16 protein-coding genes and 1 riboswitch are annotated in these 17085 nt (G+C 56.6%); of the genes, 7 read left to right on the top strand and 9 right to left on the bottom strand.

Annotated features, from left to right (window positions below; translation table 11 throughout):
• Positions 1–56: 56 nt before the first annotated feature.
• A complete protein-coding gene (locus LB462_RS13735) occupies positions 57–1382 on the top strand; it encodes a UDP-glucose dehydrogenase family protein (protein WP_224508712.1) in 1326 nt (441 codons plus the stop codon).
• Between the two features lie 25 nt (positions 1383–1407).
• A complete protein-coding gene (locus tag LB462_RS13730; protein ID WP_224508711.1) occupies positions 1408–2028 on the top strand; it encodes an alpha/beta hydrolase in 621 nt (206 codons plus the stop codon).
• On the opposite strand, the gene LB462_RS13725 is transcribed toward LB462_RS13730, so the two are convergent.
• The 8 genes from LB462_RS13725 to LB462_RS13690 form a co-directional block, all read right to left on the bottom strand.
• The gene (locus LB462_RS13725) at positions 2029–2691 is read right to left on the bottom strand and encodes a hypothetical protein (protein WP_224508709.1); all 663 of its coding nucleotides are present in this window, start codon (positions 2689–2691) and stop codon (positions 2029–2031) included. It lies immediately after the preceding gene.
• 3 nt (positions 2692–2694) lie between these two features.
• Positions 2695–3753, bottom strand: coding sequence for a hypothetical protein (locus LB462_RS13720; RefSeq protein ID WP_224508707.1), 1059 nt, complete (start codon positions 3751–3753; stop codon positions 2695–2697).
• A gap of 80 nt (positions 3754–3833) precedes the next feature.
• Positions 3834–5519 carry an ArnT family glycosyltransferase gene (locus tag LB462_RS13715; protein WP_224508705.1) on the bottom strand — a complete coding sequence of 562 codons (1686 nt, stop codon included), beginning with the start codon at positions 5517–5519 and terminating at the stop codon, positions 3834–3836.
• Positions 5520–5532: 13 nt separating this feature from the next.
• A complete protein-coding gene (locus LB462_RS13710) occupies positions 5533–5853 on the bottom strand; it encodes a lipid-A-disaccharide synthase N-terminal domain-containing protein (protein WP_112531790.1) in 321 nt (106 codons plus the stop codon).
• Positions 5846–6577 (bottom strand): glycosyltransferase family 2 protein, encoded by a 732-nt coding sequence (locus tag LB462_RS13705; protein ID WP_224508703.1) that lies wholly within the window; start codon positions 6575–6577, stop codon positions 5846–5848. Before LB462_RS13705 ends, LB462_RS13710 begins: the two co-directional genes overlap by 8 nt.
• A gap of 104 nt (positions 6578–6681) precedes the next feature.
• Positions 6682–8331: a thiamine pyrophosphate-binding protein gene (locus LB462_RS13700; protein WP_224508701.1), complete on the bottom strand. Its 1650-nt coding sequence runs from the start codon at positions 8329–8331 to the stop codon at positions 6682–6684.
• Positions 8315–9502, bottom strand: coding sequence for a CaiB/BaiF CoA transferase family protein (locus LB462_RS13695; protein ID WP_224508700.1), 1188 nt, complete (start codon positions 9500–9502; stop codon positions 8315–8317). Before LB462_RS13695 ends, LB462_RS13700 begins: the two co-directional genes overlap by 17 nt.
• A gap of 3 nt (positions 9503–9505) precedes the next feature.
• Positions 9506–10462 carry an alpha/beta hydrolase gene (locus tag LB462_RS13690; RefSeq protein ID WP_224508698.1) on the bottom strand — a complete coding sequence of 319 codons (957 nt, stop codon included), beginning with the start codon at positions 10460–10462 and terminating at the stop codon, positions 9506–9508.
• A 703-nt stretch (positions 10463–11165) separates the two neighbouring features.
• On the opposite strand from LB462_RS13690, the gene ettA reads away from it, so the two are divergent.
• From ettA to bluB, 3 genes are all read left to right on the top strand, one after another.
• On the top strand, positions 11166–12815 hold the full coding sequence (gene ettA / locus LB462_RS13685; RefSeq protein ID WP_224508696.1) for an energy-dependent translational throttle protein EttA: 1650 nt from the start codon (positions 11166–11168) through the stop codon (positions 12813–12815).
• A gap of 118 nt (positions 12816–12933) precedes the next feature.
• Positions 12934–13542 carry an MOSC domain-containing protein gene (locus tag LB462_RS13680; protein WP_224508694.1) on the top strand — a complete coding sequence of 203 codons (609 nt, stop codon included), beginning with the start codon at positions 12934–12936 and terminating at the stop codon, positions 13540–13542.
• A 26-nt stretch (positions 13543–13568) separates the two neighbouring features.
• Positions 13569–13746, top strand: a riboswitch (cobalamin riboswitch).
• A gap of 47 nt (positions 13747–13793) precedes the next feature.
• Complete coding sequence (gene bluB, locus LB462_RS13675; RefSeq protein WP_224508692.1) at positions 13794–14546, top strand: 5,6-dimethylbenzimidazole synthase; 753 nt, start codon at positions 13794–13796, stop codon at positions 14544–14546.
• Here bluB and LB462_RS13670 read toward each other — a convergent pair.
• Positions 14479–14796 carry a DUF2293 domain-containing protein gene (locus tag LB462_RS13670; RefSeq protein ID WP_106718643.1) on the bottom strand — a complete coding sequence of 106 codons (318 nt, stop codon included), beginning with the start codon at positions 14794–14796 and terminating at the stop codon, positions 14479–14481. The genes bluB and LB462_RS13670 overlap by 68 nt on opposite strands.
• Before the next feature lie 125 nt (positions 14797–14921).
• Here LB462_RS13670 and LB462_RS13665 point away from each other — a divergent pair, with 125 nt between their 5' ends.
• Positions 14922–15929, top strand: a complete 1008-nt coding sequence (locus LB462_RS13665) for an ArsR/SmtB family transcription factor (protein WP_224508690.1) — start codon at positions 14922–14924, stop codon at positions 15927–15929.
• On the top strand, positions 15929–16858 hold the full coding sequence (gene metF, locus LB462_RS13660; protein WP_224508688.1) for a methylenetetrahydrofolate reductase [NAD(P)H]: 930 nt from the start codon (positions 15929–15931) through the stop codon (positions 16856–16858). Before LB462_RS13665 ends, metF begins: the two co-directional genes overlap by 1 nt.
• Positions 16859–17085 lie beyond the last annotated feature (227 nt).

Genomic DNA, 17085 nt, shown 5'->3' with positions numbered 1-17085 from the left:
GGCATGGCGGGGCTAATATGCGAAACGTCCCGCCAAGATAAGGATTGGACCGTTCAATGAAGATTGCGATGATCGGGACCGGATATGTCGGTCTGGTGTCGGGTGTCTGCTTTGCCGAATTCGGCTTCCAGGTCACCTGTGTTGATAAAAACCCGGCGATTATCGACCGGTTGCAGGCTGGCGAGGTTACGATCTACGAACCGGGCCTCGATGAGCTGCTGGTGCGCAACGCGCGCGACGGGCGCCTGACGTTCACGACTGAACTCGCAGAGACCGTTGCCGATGCCGATGTTATCTTTGTTGCCGTCGGGACGCCCTCGCGGCGCGGCGATGGTGAAGCCGACCTGCAATATATCCACGCAGCTGCCGATGAAATCGCTGCGGCGATGAAGCCGAACGCGGTCATCGTCATCAAATCGACTGTGGTCGTGGGCACCAACGCCGATGTGCGTGCCCGTATCGCCAAGGCACGGCCCGATGTGCCGTTCTCCATGGTCTCCAATCCGGAGTTCCTGCGCGAAGGCTCGGCCGTCGAAGACTTCCTGCGGCCAGACCGCGTCGTCGTCGGCGTTCATGATGATGCCGGTACAGCGGCCATGAAGCGCGTCTATCGTCCGCTCTATCTGCGCGAAACGCCGATGATCGTCACGACCCTGGAAAATGCCGAGATTATCAAATATGCCGCCAACGCCTTCCTGGCCATGAAGGTCACCTTCATCAACGAGGTGGCTGACCTTTGCGAAAAAGCTGGAGGGAACGTACAGGACGTGGCGCGGGCCATCGGCATGGACAACCGCATTGGATCGAAATTCCTGCATGCGGGGCCGGGATTTGGCGGGTCGTGTTTCCCGAAGGATACACGTGCCTATGCGGCGACCGGACGCAAGGTCAATGCGCCCCAAACCCTTATCGAGCAGGTCGTTACTGTCAATGAACAGCGCAAGCGTTCCATGGCCGAGCGGGTGATCGAAGCAGCGAGGCGGACCGGGGCGAAATCCGTTGCCGTGCTTGGCATTGCCTTCAAGCCCAACACGGACGACATTCGCGAGTCGCCGGCGCTCGATATTATTCCAGCCCTGCAGAAGGCCGGCTTGAGCGTGCGAGCGCACGATCCTGAGGCACGCGAGGCAGCAGAGTCGGTCCTGCGCGATGTCACCTGGTGCAAGTCTGCCTATGAGGCCGTCGACGGGGTAGGGATCACACTGTTGCTGACCGAATGGAATGCCTACCGTGCGCTTGACCTCAAGCGGGTTTCTACGCTCATGAGCGGCAAACTCCTGTTCGATCTGCGCAATGTCTTCAACGCGCAGGACCTTGAAGGCTCTGGCCTGGAATACCACTCTGTCGGACGACCACTGGTGGGCAAGAGCGCCAATACCTGACCGAAATGCAGAGGGATAGCTCTCCGTGCACGAACTGAACGGATTTCGCTATGCAAGTGCCGGCGATGAGACCAGCTCCACGCCGCTCTTTCTCATGCACGGCAGTGGCGGCAACGAGAACGACCTGATTCCGCTTTCCGAAAGCATAGGTCAGAATAGACGCTGTATTTCCATAAGAGGGGCAGTCGAGTGGGAGACGGGGTATGCCTTTTTCAAAAGGAATAATGACAGGAGCCTCGATTACGTTGATCTGGGCTATCAGACGTACCGTTTGTGCGAATTCCTGGCTTCAGCCCTGGAAACGGGCGTCTTAAGATCCAAGCCTATTCTTCTCGGTTTCTCCAATGGTGCGATCACGGCAGCATCGATCCTCTTTCATGCACCGTTTCTTGTGGCTGGCGCAACTTTAATACGGCCACTTTCGCCCGCACCAGACGAGGCTTTCCCGGAGCTCGCCGGTCTTCCAGTCTTCATTAGCGCGGGCGAAGAGGACACAAGGCGCTCTCCGGACGATGTGAAGTTGATGACAGCCCAACTAGAAAACTGCGGCGCTGATGTCACAACCCATGTGCTTCCCACTGGTCATGGTTTGCATGACGACGAACCGAAATTGATCAGAGATTGGCTTCAGGCAAAGGTTGACTAGCTAACCGTCCTGCAATTCCAATGGAAATGGCGTTCGCTCCCAAATTTTTTCGATCTTGTAGGTTTTGACGGAGATTGCCTCCCATTCGTGGAGAATTCGGGCAATTTCAACTCGATCTCCAGCCAAGAGCGCCGGATAGAACTCCGGCGAAAGCCGATCCACATGCTCAGCTACCGACCTATTTTTCTGCAATAAGCTCAGTGCAATATCAAATTCCCCTTTCATGGCGGGTATCAATACCTCGAAAAGTTCAATTGTTGTTGAGCTGACCTCTGGCACCGTCATGGCAGAGAGAAAGGCAAAATAATCATCCAGACTTGCGATGGCATAGAGCTCCGGCAGAGCGCCCTCGATTATGTCCAGCATTTGCGCGATTATGTCTGGCTTGTTCATAGTCCACCCGGACTTCCTGATGTACTCGCCATAGTTGGCTTGGCTGAACCGCAGGCCCCAGCCAAGAGCTCTGATTTCCGTTTTAGGGACAAGCAATTGCACTGAAATTTTCGGAACGAAGACACTCGGATCTATCGAGCTTCCAATATAGACACCGCGCAGCAAATGCTGCACGGGCTTGATGAAGACAAATCGTCCTGTCGAGATCAGGTCGTTCCGGCGCTGAATGAGCGGGCGCATTGCATCACGTACGTCTTTAATAGTGGTCATTGACTATCTCCTGATGGAACCGGCACTTGGCTTGATCTGTATGACAAAGAACTCCTCCGTTTTGGGAAACGTCTTCGCGGTTGAATGGGCAAAAACCCCCATCCGTGCGAGATCAAGCTCTTTTATCCCCGTCTTGAAATCGTAGATGCAAGTCAGATCGCTCCTGACTGTCTCATGAACATCGAGCCCGAGTGATCCTTTTTCCCTGATGCCGACTTCTTGCCGGTAGTACCCGGATGGTGCGCCGGCCAGTGGAGCCATAAGAAATAGTTCTGCTTTCAGAGTGCTGTCGCCTAAGCCGTTCACCATATTTGCCGCACGCAGGTGAAACTGAGTTCCGTAGTTTTGCGGTGTTCCATAGGACCCAATGGGTCCCATCGTCGATGCAACGCTGTCGGCTATAGTTTGTATCGTCCAGTATCTGGGGCAAAACTTGCTAACAGTATCCATATCCGCCTGGCGAACGCTCGCCCAGATTTTTGCGTCGGAATCGCCTTTGCTAAATTGCCTTGCGCGCAGAGAAAGGATTGGCACGACATAAGGATCATCAGCAGCTGCAATTGCGTTGTATTGCGCAACCGCGTCCGCTAGCGGGTATTCAAGTTCAGGTGCTTTCAGGAACGAAAGTAGAGCCGTGGCAGAACGGATAACGGGATTGTTTCTGACAATGGCCCGCAGTGGAGTTTCACGGTCGATCTGCTGTCCCAGTTGCTCGGTCCGTTTAATCCATGAGCTGCTTTGCGGGCCCGAACTACTATGCGCCAATGTGGCGCCAGCGGTGATTGGATCAATCCCACCTTGGCCGTTCGTCCATTGCCCGCCATCAGAATTTCCAGCAGGCACGCGAGGCTGATCTGGATCAAATTTGAGGAAGAGGTCAAGTTCGTCCAAAAACTCGAGCTGCTTGTAGAGAAAATCCTGCTTCTGTTGCAGGAGTCGATGGTCTTGCTTGGCTTGCGCCGCTGAGCACCCACGTCTTGGTGTTCTCAGGGAAGAATCGTTAGCTCTTATCTGCCATAGCAGCTTGTGGTAGGCCGGGCTGTCTTTGGGTGATTGATGCATGAATACGGTCCTTTTTAAAGGACTATATTCCTATAAACTTTGCGACGCCGTCAATTCGACATTAGTCGCAAGTCAATCGATTATTGTGCGGCCTTGTACAGCGTAATGGTCGTCTTGCGGCCCTTGCTGTAGTTGATGCCGCTGACAGTCCCGACTGCGGTAACCGACGTCTCGCCTTGCGGCAGAGCCTTGATGAAGGCGTCGTGTTCCCGTTCATCGACTGCTGAAATCGCACAGGCCGGATCGTTGCTGAGGTGCTTGGCCGCCCCTGCACCGTCGGTGAGGACCGTCTTCGTACCGGCAAGAAAGACCAGGCTTGGCTCAGCATAACTGGCGGAAGCCAATATGCTGTTGTCGCAGGGTTTGGCGGCATTGAACGCATTGGCAATGGCCGGACTGAGCCAGATCGGCGTCAGCGCCGGAACGACGCCCCATGTTAGCAGCGTGAGCGTAATAATCGCAAAGGTTGCAGAGGCTTGCAGCGCGCGCTTGAGATTGTGATTCAATACTAGGCCGCTGGCGAAGACACCGGCGGCAGCTGCAGTAAAGAAGGCAATGATCCCCGGAAACGAGAATGATCCGGTCATGACATAGGGCAGGACAAGCCCCGCCCCCATGAAGCCGAGTGTCGCAGCGGCAAGGCCAAGAAGCGTCAGTCGCTCGACCCAGATTTGCCAGCGGCCGCGATAGGGCTGGGCGGCGATCCCGGTGTCGATGGCCCAAGCCATCATCAACAGCAAGGCGGGGTAGGCGGGAAGGATGTAGTGCGGCAGCTTCGTTGGGATAAGCTCCGTTACAAGCCAGAACGGGATGTACCACGCAGTCAGGAAAGCAAGGCGCGGATCCTCGCGCAGCCGGCTCAACGCCTGCAGCCCGCCGCGTATAGCGAGTACGCCAAATGGCCAGATGAACACGACAAAGATCAGGGCGAAATAGCCTGGCGGCGCGCCGTGGCTTTCCTGCGCATCGCCAACCTTCGACAGGAAATCCTTGTTGACGGATTCGTTGAAGAAGGCACCGCCGCTTTTCAGCGTGATCAAGATGAGCCATGGCAGCACGATTGCCAGCAGGATAAGGATACCGGTTATTGGCTTCAGGCGTTTCAGCCATCGCCACTCGCGGTAGAAAAGGCTGAGAGAGCCCATCGTCAAAACGCTGACAAAGGGAGTGATCGGGCCTTTGATCAGCACACCGGCTGCGGTTGCCACCCAGAAGGTCACTGCTGGTGCCCATTTGGCTGCAGCCTGCTTGCGGCTTGCCATCCATATCGATGCAAGTGCACCCTGTGCGATGACGACCGTCGCCAGCACCGTCGCATCAGTTTTTGCCACACGCGCCTCGAAACCGAGCATAACGATTGCCGCAAGGGCAATACCGGCCATAAGGCCGGCGCTTTGGCCAAAAAGGAATGCTCCCAGAGCAGCCGTGCCGAGCACCGCAATCGTAGCGCCGGCCACCGAGACTAACCGGTAGACCCATATCGGGGCGTCGTTATTGTAGCCTGTGAGCTTGAGCGCAGCGCTCTGCAGCCAGTAAATGCCAACCGGCTTCTTGTAGCGCGATGCGTCTTGAAAGCGGATGTCGACATAGTCGCCGCTTTCAGCCATCTGGTGTGTCGCCTGGACGTATCGTGCTTCATCGCGGTCGAGCGGCGGTATCGAGGCGATCCCCGGGACAAAGGAGACGAAGCAGATGAAAACCAGCAGTAAATAATGGCTGGCGCGAAGTTTTGTGCCGCCGCCGGGAGCGAGATCCGAAGAGGTCATCAACATCCCTTGCTCACGTGTCCAGCGTCATCGCCTTTTTCTCATTGGCGATCAGCCAGAGATTGCGAATATAGACAATCAGTCCGAGGCCCTGACCGGCAATGAACACCGGATCCTTACGCACGACTGCGTAGACAAAAAGCAGCACACCGCCAAACAGCGAGAAGAACCAGAAAGTCACCGGGACGACGCTGCGCTTGGCACGTTCGGAGGCAATCCACTGCACGACGAAACGCATGGTGAAACAGCCCTGCGCAAAAAAGCCCAGCAGGATCCAGGCGTCGAATTGGGCCACGAAAACCGAGTGCAGCCAATTGGTAATAGCATCAGCCATGACTGATCTCCGTAATCGTTGGAACGGTCTTGCGGCGCTTGCGCAGCCACCAGACGCCATAAAGGTCGAGAATACCGCGCAGACCGCGGTCGAGAATGCCGTAGTTCGATTTGCCGTGACGGCGCTCGCGATCGAGGACATCGACATGCACGACGCCATAGCCTTCACGGATCACCAATGCAGGCAGGTAACGGTGCCAGCCATCGAAGAAAGGCAATTCGCGGAAAAGTTGGGTGTGCAGTGCCTTAAGGCCGCAGCCGCTGTCGCGCGTATTGTCCTTCAGGATCGCGCTGCGCAGCTTGTTGGCATATTTCGATGCAAACTGCTTCAGTTTCGTGTCGGTGCGCTTCAGGCGCTGCCCCGCCGCGATGCCGATTGCTGGACCGGCCTGCAGCAGTGCATCGGCCAGCCGTGGCAGGTAGGCCGGATTGTTTTGCCCGTCGCCATCCATGGTGACCACGACCTTACCCCTTGCCGCGAATACGCCCGAGCGAACGGCTGCACTTTGCCCAGCAGACTTGTCGTGACGAATATGGCGCAGAGGCTTCCCGGCCTTGATCCGCTCGCCCAATGCTTCACCCGTCAAGTCGGTAGAGCCATCGTCGACCACGATCACTTCGTAGCTGCGGCCTTCCATGGCTGCATCCACTTCATCGAGGAGAAAGGCTAGATTGGCGGCCTCGTTGCGGCACGGAATGACGATCGTAATTGCCGGATTGCTCAAGTTGCACGCTTTCGTAGTGGGACTTCAGGCGCGCTCCATAACATCGAAAGCGCCGCCGTGCCATCCTCATTTGCATTACGAAGCCGTAATGGTCACCTTGGCGGTCAACGCTTATTGCGAATGTCAGAGAGAGTCTTCGCCGGTGTAATCGCTTCGGGATCGAGACGGATTTCAATGATTGCGGGTTTGCCGCTTGCGACGGCCCGTTGCCACGCTCCTTCGAATTCCTCCGTGGCGTCCACTGTCTCGCCGTGCCCGCCATAGGCGCGGGCAAGCATGGCAAAATCCGGGTTCGTAAGGTCGGTCGCAGATATTCGCCCGGGATATTCGCGTTCTTGATGCATGCGGATCGTGCCATAGATGTTGTTGTTGATGACAAGGACGATGATCGGCAGCTCATATTTTACCGCCGTTGCAAAATCCTGTCCGTTCATCAGGAAGCATCCGTCGCCGGCAAAGCAGACGACCATTCGCTCTGGGTAAAGCTGCTTGGCTGCAACCGCAGCTGGCAGCCCATAACCCATGGAGCCCGACGTCGGAGCCGCCTGGGTGGCGAAGCGGCGGAATCGATGGAAGCGATGCAACCACGTGGCATAATTGCCTGCGCCGTTGGTCATGATCGCATCCTCTGGCAGCACGCTCTCAAGATAGGACATGATTGGTCCCATCGCGACCTTTCCGGGTCCGGTCTTTGGTGGCGTCGACCAGGCGAGGTAGGATTTATGCGCGGTTTCCGCTTCCCCTGGCCAGTTGATGTGGGACGGCGGTGCAAGATGTTCGACAGCTTCGGCAAACACGTCGGGTGCTGAGTTTATCGCGAGGCTTGGGCGATATACCCGTCCAAGTTCATCCGCGTCTGGATGCACATGGATCAGAGTCTGCTTTGGATAAGGGCTGTCTATCAGCGTGTAGCCGGACGAGGGCATCTCGCCGAAACGCCCGCCAATCAGCAGCAACACGTCGGCTTCTTTCACGCGCGCCGCCAAAGCCGGATTGATGCCGATCCCGACGTCGCCAGCATAATTCGGATGCAGATGATCGAACAGCATCTGCCGCCGGAATGAGCAGCCGACAGGCAGGTGCCATTTCTCGGCAAAGCGTGTGATCGACTGGACTGCGTTTTCATTCCAGCGCGACCCACCCAGGATCATGAAAGGCCGTTTTGCGCCTTGAAGAAGATCGGCGAGCTTTTCGATACTTGCCGGAGAAGGACCCGTCTCGACCGGCTGCCAGCCCTGAGCGGCGACTGCTTCGACCTTGTCGGTCAGCATATCTTCCGGTAACGCCAGCACGACAGGCCCAGGACGGCCTGAGGTTGCGACTGAGAAGGCTCGCGTGACGAATTCCGGAATGCGCCGTGCATCGTCGATTTCTGCCACCCATTTCGCTGTATCGGCAAAGAAGCGGCGGTACTCGACTTCCTGAAAGGCCTCGCGCTCACGTGCGTCGCGTTGCACCTGGCCAATGAAAAGGATCAGTGGCGTTGAATCCTGCTTGGCGATGTGGATTCCAGGGGAGGCATTGGTTGCCCCGGGACCCCGTGTGACAAAGCAGATGCCTGGCTTGCCTGTGAGCTTTCCCCAAGCATCCGCCATCATCGTGGCTCCGCCCTCGGCCCGGCAAACGGTGACGCCTATCTTTGCGTCGTAAAGCGCGTCGAGCACGGCAAGATAGCTTTCACCCGGTACGCAAAACAACCGCTCGGCCCCATTGGCAGCCAAGGCTTCCACAATCAATTCACCGCCCGTTTTCATCGGATGCATCCTTCAGTTCCTCGAGAATTTCAGCGCTGTGCTCACCAAGACGTGGCGAAGGCCGTTGATAGGAAAGCGGGCTTTTCGACATGACGATTGGCGTGCGCACCGAAGGTATGGTGCTGCCGTGACCATCGTCGAGATCAAGCCGCAATTGCCGCGACACGATCTGCGGATCGTCAAACATCTCGCCAATCTGGTTGATCGGGCCAGCGGGAACAGCATTTCGGGAACAGGCGTCAAGTAATTCGGCGCGGGTGCGTTTCTGTGTTTCAGTCCGGATCAGGGCCGTCAGTTCGATGCGATTTTCCAGTCGTGCTCGATTGCTCAGGAAGCGAGGATCGCTGGCGAGATTTGTCAGCCCGACAATGCTACAAAACCGGGCGAACTGCCCGTCATTGCCGACCGCAAGAATCATATGACCGTCAGATGTCGGCACAACCTCGTAAGGCGAAATATTCGGGTGCGCATTGCCCATCCGGTGCGGGCTCTTGCCTGTCGCGAGATAGTTCATCGCTTGGTTGGCCATGACAGCGGATTGCACGTCGAACAGGGCCATATCGATCACCTGGCCTTCGCCTGTCTTCGCTGCGTGTGCCAGCGCGGCCTGAATGGCAATGACGGAATAGAGTCCGGTGAATACATCGGCGACGGCGAGGCCAACCTTTTGTGGCTCGCCGTCGGGTGCGCCGGTAACGGACATCAGCCCCGACATGCCCTGAATGATGAAGTCATAGCCCGCCTGGGCTGCGTACGGACCGTCCTGACCAAAGCCTGTGATCGAACAATAGACGAGGCGCGGATTGTCGGCGCTCAAAGATGCGTAGTCGAGGCCGTACTTCTTCAAGCCGCCTACCTTGAAATTTTCGAGCACGACATCTGCAGTACGACACAGTGCCTTGACGGTTTCCTGTCCCTCTTTGGTCGTGAAATCCAAGGTGATTGAACGCTTGCCGCGGTTGCATGAGTGAAAATAGGCGGCAGAGAGATTTTCGCCTTCGCTGCTGGCGATGAACGGCGGTCCCCACCCACGCGTTTCGTCGCCTCCGGCGGGATTCTCCACCTTGATGACATCAGCGCCAAGGTCGGCGAGAACCTGTCCGGCCCATGGCCCGGCCAGAACGCGAGCGAGTTCGATGACGCGCACACCCTTGAGAGGAGCATCAGTCATGTTTCAAGCACTCTCCAAATGTGTCGGTCGTTTCGAAACTGTTCGTATCGCCCAATCCGCAAAATCCCGCATGATTACCTCCCTGTTGATCTCGTTGAGGCCTTCATGCCGTGTACCCTCGTAGATATTCGTCGTGACATTGGAAAATCCAAGTTGTTTCATTCTGCGTTCAAGATGCGTGACAGCTTTGCCCTTTTCAGTGGCCGGATCTTCTGCACCGCCGACGAGATTGAAGGGTAAGTCGCGAGGGACGTTGGCCAGCAACGAATTGTCTGCACCGGTGAAGATGAAGTCGAAAATATCGCGCCACATGCTCACTGTCGGGTTCCAGCCCGACAATGGGTCGGCAAGATAGGCATCTATTTCGTCAGGGTCGCGCGATAACCAGTCAGACGCCGTACGGGCGTTTGCAATGCTGCGGCCCCACTGCTGGAAGGTGAATTTCGGTAGCACCATGCTTGGAACGTCCGATCCCAAAAACATACGCTCGGCACGCAGGACTCCTTGCGCGACCCGGCCGAGAAGTCCAGCAGAGAAATTGGCGTTCCAGATCGCCGCGGCATCCACTCTACCCGGATGCTTCAGCACGTAGTTCATTGCGATCAATCCGCCGAGCGAGTGCCCGAACAGAATCATGGGGAGGTGAGGGTGACGCTGGCGGGCAAGACTGTTGATGGCATCGATGTCGTCCAGAACGTGCATGACCCCGTCGCTTTGCGCGAATCGTCCTGCCGGAGCGCCAGTTGCCTTGGTAAGGCCGTGTCCGCGATGATCGTGCGCATAGACGTGAAAACCTTGTCCGTTCAAGAATTGGGCAAACCGCGCATAGCGCAAGGAATGTTCACTGACGCCGTGACTGATCTGGACGATGGCGTGCGCCTGACCCTCGGCCGCGGAAAACCGCATCGCAAGTTTTGCCCCTGTCGCGCTTGCAATCGTTTCTACGTCTTCGAATGCCATTCTCTGCCTCCCGTCGCAGTTGAAGTGGTGGCGCACGAATAGTCAATGCGCAATAAACTCCGATAAAATCCGCTTAATTTTTTTCGTTATTGCACAATAAATAATCACGCCAAAGCATATGCAATTTTATTTTGCAAAGCCTCTTGCAATCGATAAAAACTTGCCTCAGAACTTCACTCCGAAAGAGATTGAATGTGCGATCGTTGCAACTGCAACAATGAAACGCACTCGGTTTCTGCCAGTTACATGGCCGTTCAGGGGAGAAGAGGACGCTCCCCGAATGCGGCACCAGAGGGGAAACCGGGTGACGGAAATATCCGCGCCCGGTTTCGCTCGTTTTGGGGCTTGCCCTGTTGAATGAGGCCGGATGGCAACGGCGCTGTGCGTGGTTCGACAAGCTCACCATGAGGGAGATTGAGGATTGCACCGATAGTCACCAACCCAGCAATTCTTGGCTCCACTACAACCCAACCATCTCCCTCATGGTGAGCTTGTCGAACCACGCACAGCAGCATTGCTATCCGGCAAATCGGCAGCCTCGGACCAAATGGCCAGACTCAGATGAGGGCGTGGCAAAGAAGGAGCTTAACCTCGGTCCGCTGCTCGAAATAAGCCACCCATCCATTGCCACAGGAGCCCCTTTCGCCTACATACGGCGCAAATTCATGTCCCTAAAATCCCGAACATCGGAGTGACGCGCGTTATGGCACGCCAATTCATCTATCATATGGCCGGCCTGAACAAGGCATATGGAACCAAGAAGGTTCTTGAAAACATTCATCTTTCTTTCTACCCCGATGCCAAGATCGGTATCCTCGGACCGAACGGTGCCGGTAAGTCGACGGTCCTCAAGATCATGGCCGGTATGGACAGAGAATATACGGGCGAGGCCTGGCTGGCCGAGGGCGCGACAGTTGGTTATCTCGCGCAGGAGCCCGTTCTTGATCCCACAAAGGATGTGATGGGCAATGTCATGGACGGGGTTGCCGATAAGAAGGCCATTCTCGACCGCTATAATGAAGTCATGATGAACTATTCCGACGAGACCGCCGACGAGGGGGCGAAGTTGCAGGATATCATCGATTCCAAGAATCTCTGGGATCTGGAATCGCAGGTCGAGATGGCCATGGAAGCATTGCGCTGCCCGCCTGGCGACAGTGAGGTAACCAACCTTTCCGGTGGTGAACGCCGCCGTGTGGCTCTATGCCGTCTTCTGCTTTCGCAGCCGGACTTGTTGCTCCTCGACGAGCCGACCAACCATCTGGATGCGGAAACCACCGCGTGGCTGGAAAAGCATCTGCGCGAATACAAGGGTTCGGTACTGCTGATCACCCACGATCGCTACTTCCTCGACAATGTTACCGGCTGGATTCTCGAACTCGATCGCGGTCGTGGTATTCCTTATGAAGGCAACTATTCGGCCTATCTCGGTGCCAAGGCCAAGCGCATGCAGCAGGAGGGCCGCGAAGACGACTCGCGCCAGAAAGCTCTGGAACGCGAGCGCGAATGGATTTCGGCGAGCCCCAAGGCGCGTCAGGCGAAGTCGAAAGCGCGTATCAAGGCCTATGACGCCTTGGTGGATGCGGCCAACGATCAGCGGCCGGGCGATGCACAGATTCTCATTCCGGCAGGCGAGCGCCTTGGTCAGGTGGTGATCGAAGCGGAAGGTCTCACCAAATCCTTCGGCGATCGACTGCTCATCGAAAACCTTACATTCAAGCTGCCACCCGGCGGCATTGTCGGCATTATCGGTCCCAACGGTGCAGGTAAAACCACCCTGTTCAAGATGATCACCGGGCAGGAAAAGCCCGATTCCGGTTCCATCCGTGTCGGTGAAACCGTGCATCTCGGCTATGTCGATCAGAGCCGCGATCATCTCAAGGCCGACAAGAACGTCTGGGAAGAAATCTCGGGCGGCAATGAAATCATCAAGCTCGGCAAGTACGAGATGAACTCCCGCGCCTATGTCTCGGCGTTCAACTTCAAGGGCGGCGATCAGCAGCAGAAGGTCGGCAATCTCTCCGGCGGTCAGCGCAACCGGGTGCATCTGGCCAAGATGCTGCAGGCTGGTGGCAATGTTCTTCTTCTCGACGAGCCCACCAACGATCTCGATACCGAAACGTTGGCGGCGCTTGAGGACGCTCTGGAAAAATATGCAGGCTGCGCCGTGATCATCAGCCACGATCGCATGTTCCTCGACCGGCTGGCGACGCATATCCTCGCATTCGAAGGCGACAGTCATGTGGAATGGTTCGAAGGCAACTTCGAGGACTACGAGAACGACAAGATCCGCCGCCTTGGCCCGGACAGCGTCAACCCGAAGCGTCCTAGCTACAAGCCGCTAACTCGATAAACGGTAGTGGGAGGCGGAGACGTTCTTCCATCACCATTTTTGACGAACCCATAAGGCTTATTTGCTGGTTTTCGTGGCTTGAATTTCTAGTATGCGGGGAGTCTCACGGAGTGGCTCAATGACCGACCTGTTTGAAACCAGAACCGAAATACTCCCTTCACGCAAGCTTAGCGGGCGGGTCAGTGGATTATTCGAAGCTCTCGCAGGCGACTTTGTCACGACGCCGGCAGCGTCGCTTGAGCTCACGTTCGATGGCATCGTTGGCGATTTTCATGCTGGTCCGACGCGCAAATCCGGCGGGCGTGAGCCCTGGTATCCGCGCGGCACGGAAATGCGCAACGAGCGCCAGCTTTCCATTCTCGCATCGGACGAACTAGCGGATGTCGCTGCTGGCATGGGATTGTCTGATCTGAAGGCTGAATGGATCGGCGGCAACATGGTCATTGACGGTATTCCGGCGCTTTCGATGCTGCCGCCACGGACGCTGATGTTCTTCGAAGGAGGCGTCACCCTGAAGGTCGACGGGCAAAATGCCCCTTGCAAAGTGGCGGGACGCTCCATCGGCGAACATGCAGACACAGAAGATCACACGACGACAGCGCTCGATTTCGTTAGGGTCTCGAAGCGCCTGCGTGGCATCGTCGCCTGGGTCGAGAAACCGGGCACCATTCGCGCCGGTGAAAAGGTCGACGTGCGGGTGCCCGAGCAATGGATTTATCCGATCTAAGGCTTGCGCCAAGAGCTTTTCTATGGCGAATGGACTGAAGGTCCGGTGCCTGCTTTTTGCGGGAGAATCGGGAAGCCGGTGAGAATCCGGCACGTGCCCAACGCTGTAAAGGGGATGGGCCGCGCAGATGCCACGGAGATATCCGGAAGGCGCGCGGTTCAGGTGAACCTCAGTCAGAAGACCGGCCGGACCTCATAGCTTAAACCGCGCGGACAGCGGGGAGAGTTTCCAAGCGTTGTTGGGAGCAAACAATGCAGAATGTTTCGTATCGTCCGGTCACCGCCGATTGCTTTTCCGATGATGAGCGCGCTGCAGTCTACAAAGCCATCTATACAAGGCGCGACGTTCGCGACCAGTTCCTGCCGCAAGCTGTCCCCGACGAGGTGCTGATGCGGCTGCTGGACGCCGCGCATCATGCGCCGTCGGTCGGATTCATGCAGCCGTGGAACTTTATTGTCATTCGGGACGAAGCGCGAAAGGTGGAGATACATCGCGTCTTCACCCGCGCCAACGAGGAGGCCAAGTCGCTATTCAGCGACGAACGGCAAGCGCTTTATGCTTCGCTGAAGCTCGAAGGCATTCTCAAGGCGCCGATCAACCTGTGCATCACCTGCGACCGCACTCGTGGGGGCAAGGTGGTGCTTGGACGTACGCATAATCGCCAGATGGATCTCTACAGTACCGTCTGCGCTGTGCAAAACCTTTGGCTCGCAGCTCGGGCCGAGGGTGTTGGTGTTGGGTGGGTCAGCATTTACCACGATCAGGATATGCGCCGTGTCCTCGGCATTCCGGATCATGTCGAGATCATAGCCTACCTCTGTATCGGTTATGTCGATGAACTCCACGAAACGCCGGAACTGGAAAAGCGTGGCTGGCGCAAAAGGCTGCCGCTCAAGGAACTGATCTTCGAAGACACTTGGCAGGACACGACCAGCATCAGCTCGGATCTTCCTCATCAGGATCCAGCAGACGCGTCGCCCGCCACTCCGTCAACTTCCGATTGATGGCATCAAGCACGAAGAATCGCGCACTCTCCTTGTCATACCCTTCATCGCGCAGGGCATCATAGTCCGTGTGCTGGTGGCGGACATGCGCCACGGCAGCAAGCCACACCGCGATGGGAGGGGGCAATGACCGCATGTGCGGCGCACCGGCAGCAGCCCTTATCGGCTCCGAATCCGAATAGGGAACCGCCGGGAGAAGCAGCGTCAGCGCCTTGTTGATCGCGCGCTGGCGGTTTGTTCCTGTGCTCATGCAGGTTCCTTGCGTGATTCTTGGTCGTATTTCAAACGCGGCAAAATTTGTCGTCAACGGCAAAAACAACTTGCCAAAATTTGATTTCTCACATAAACATATCTTTATGTCTTTTGAGGTGAGTGATGGACAAGCGTAATCTCAATCTTGATCTGATGGTCGATACGCTGAAAGCAGCGGCCGAGCCAAGCCGTTTGCGTATTCTGGCGCTCTTGTCGCGCGGCGACCTGACAGTTTCGGACCTTACGACTATTCTCGGCCAGTCACAGCCACGTGTGTCACGCCACCTCAAGCTCCTGTTTGAAGCAAGCCTTATCAACCGTTATCAGGAAGGTTCCTGGGCTTATTTCCGTTTGGCAGAATCGCTGATCGTCGGCGACATCGCGCGCTCTCTTCTGGATCGTCTGGACAACGCCGATCCGCTGTTGGAGCGTGATCTTGAACGCCTTTCCTCGGTGAAGCTGCAGCGTCGCGAGCGTGCGGCTGCCTACTTCAGCGCCAATGCCACCAGCTGGGACGCGATCAGGTCACTGCACGTCCCGGATGGCGCTGTTGAGGACGCGCTCCTCAAGATCGTCGGTCGCAAGCCCTTCCAGGCCATGCTCGACGTTGGGACAGGAACAGGCCGCCTTCTGGAGCTTTTCGCTCCGCTTTATGTGCGCGGTGTCGGCATCGACATCAATCGCGACATGCTGACTATTGCCCGTTCAAACCTTGACCGCGATGGGGTTACCAACGCGCAGGTTCGCCACGGTGACGTCTACTCGCTGCCGGTTGATCGGGAATCGTTTGATCTCGTAACCATTCACCAGGTTCTGCACTTTCTCGATAATCCGGCGGAAGCAATACGCGAAGCGGCTCGCGCGTTGCGGGCGGGCGGGCGCATGTTGATCGTCGATTTTGCTCCGCATGAGCTTGAGTTCCTGCGCGATAGTCATGCGCATGTGCGTCTTGGGTTCAACAACGGGCAGATGCGCGACTGGCTGACCGAGGCTGGATTGATGCTCGAAGAGAGCCGCGATCTAGAACCGAAGGGCGACGACAAACTGACCGTCAAATTGTGGCTGGCACGCGACCCACGCCTGCTGATCGCCGATCCCGATTCAACCTCCCGCATAACGGAGAGCGTATAATGAGTTTTTTTCGCCAGTCCCGCCGTTCGGATATTGGGTCAAATATCCGTGTTTCATTTGAGTTTTTCCCGCCGAAGACGGAAGTCATGGAAGAACGGCTTTGGGAAACGGTGACGCGCCTTGCGCCGCTCAATCCTGAATTCGTATCGGTGACTTATGGTGCCGGCGGCACCACCCGGGAACGTACTGCCCGTACAATCAAGCGGATTTTGACTGAAACCGACGTCAATGCCGCCGCCCATCTGACCTGCGTCGATGCGACTAAGGAAGAAGTGGATACGGTTGTGCGCGAGTTTGCGGCCATGGGCGTCAAGCGCTTTGTGGCGTTGCGCGGCGATCCGGCCGGTGGCGTTGGCGCGCACTACAAACCAACTCCAGGTGGCTATGAGAACGGCGCCGAGCTGGTTGCTGGGCTCAAAGCCTTCGCGGACTTCGACATCTCCGTCTCCGCGTATCCGGAAAAGCATCCAGAAAGTCCAGATTTTGCCACGGATATCGACATGCTGAAGCGCAAGGTCGACAATGGCGCGACGCGGGCGATCACGCAGTTCTTTTTCGAGAACGATCTTTATGAACGTTATGTTGAGAAGGTTCGCCGCGCTGGCATCTATATTCCGATCCTGCCCGGCATATTGCCGATCCATAATTTCACGCAGGTCACCAATTTTTGCTCGAAGGCCGGAACGCATATTCCCACATGGCTTGCCGAGCGGTTTGACGGGCTGGACAATGACCCGCAGACGCACGCCTTGGTCTCGTCAGCGGTTGCCGCCGAACAGGTGCTCGATCTGGTCGAGCGCGGAATCCAGGATTTCCATTTCTACACAATGAACCGGGCTGACCTACCCTTCGCCATCTGTCATTTGATTGGCATTCGTCCTGGTAGCAGCGATACGGTTGAGGCCAGTCTTGCCGGGGCTGCAGCCTAGGCGATTTGAAACGAAAACGGCCCGGTTGCTATAACCGGGCCGCCTTCCTGTTTTCTATTCGCTTAACGGTCAGAGACCATCTTCGTAGCGCTCTTATTTACAATCAGGGGATTAGTCCTACGACCATTGCACCAATAAATGCGAACGCTGCACAGATCATAAGGACATTCATCGATCGAGTTAGTCCCATCGCTCGTCTCCTGCAGTTAACCCATTTAGCATAGCGC

It is taken from the genome of Phyllobacterium chamaecytisi, from assembly GCF_020164455.1.
Classification (GTDB): Bacteria; Pseudomonadota; Alphaproteobacteria; order Rhizobiales; family Rhizobiaceae; genus Phyllobacterium; species Phyllobacterium chamaecytisi.
This window is presented reverse-complemented; position numbering and strand designations above follow the sequence as displayed.

Excerpts from the sequence above, each read along its gene's own strand:
- LB462_RS13735 (WP_224508712.1), top strand. The coding sequence starts at position 57 with ATGAAGATTGCGATGATCGGGACCGGATATGTCGGTCTGGTGTCGGGT.
- LB462_RS13725 (WP_224508709.1), bottom strand. The coding sequence starts at position 2,691 with ATGACCACTATTAAAGACGTACGTGATGCAATGCGCCCGCTCATTCAG.
- LB462_RS13720 (WP_224508707.1), bottom strand. The coding sequence starts at position 3,753 with ATGCATCAATCACCCAAAGACAGCCCGGCCTACCACAAGCTGCTATGG.
- LB462_RS13715 (WP_224508705.1), bottom strand. The coding sequence starts at position 5,519 with ATGACCTCTTCGGATCTCGCTCCCGGCGGCGGCACAAAACTTCGCGCC.
- LB462_RS13710 (WP_112531790.1), bottom strand. The coding sequence starts at position 5,853 with ATGGCTGATGCTATTACCAATTGGCTGCACTCGGTTTTCGTGGCCCAA.
- LB462_RS13700 (WP_224508701.1), bottom strand. The coding sequence starts at position 8,331 with ATGAAAACGGGCGGTGAATTGATTGTGGAAGCCTTGGCTGCCAATGGG.
- LB462_RS13695 (WP_224508700.1), bottom strand. The coding sequence starts at position 9,502 with ATGACTGATGCTCCTCTCAAGGGTGTGCGCGTCATCGAACTCGCTCGC.
- LB462_RS13690 (WP_224508698.1), bottom strand. The coding sequence starts at position 10,462 with ATGGCATTCGAAGACGTAGAAACGATTGCAAGCGCGACAGGGGCAAAA.
- ettA (WP_224508696.1), top strand. The coding sequence starts at position 11,166 with ATGGCACGCCAATTCATCTATCATATGGCCGGCCTGAACAAGGCATAT.
- LB462_RS13680 (WP_224508694.1), top strand. The coding sequence starts at position 12,934 with ATGACCGACCTGTTTGAAACCAGAACCGAAATACTCCCTTCACGCAAG.
- bluB (WP_224508692.1), top strand. The coding sequence starts at position 13,794 with ATGCAGAATGTTTCGTATCGTCCGGTCACCGCCGATTGCTTTTCCGAT.
- LB462_RS13670 (WP_106718643.1), bottom strand. The coding sequence starts at position 14,796 with ATGAGCACAGGAACAAACCGCCAGCGCGCGATCAACAAGGCGCTGACG.
- LB462_RS13665 (WP_224508690.1), top strand. The coding sequence starts at position 14,922 with ATGGACAAGCGTAATCTCAATCTTGATCTGATGGTCGATACGCTGAAA.
- metF (WP_224508688.1), top strand. The coding sequence starts at position 15,929 with ATGAGTTTTTTTCGCCAGTCCCGCCGTTCGGATATTGGGTCAAATATC.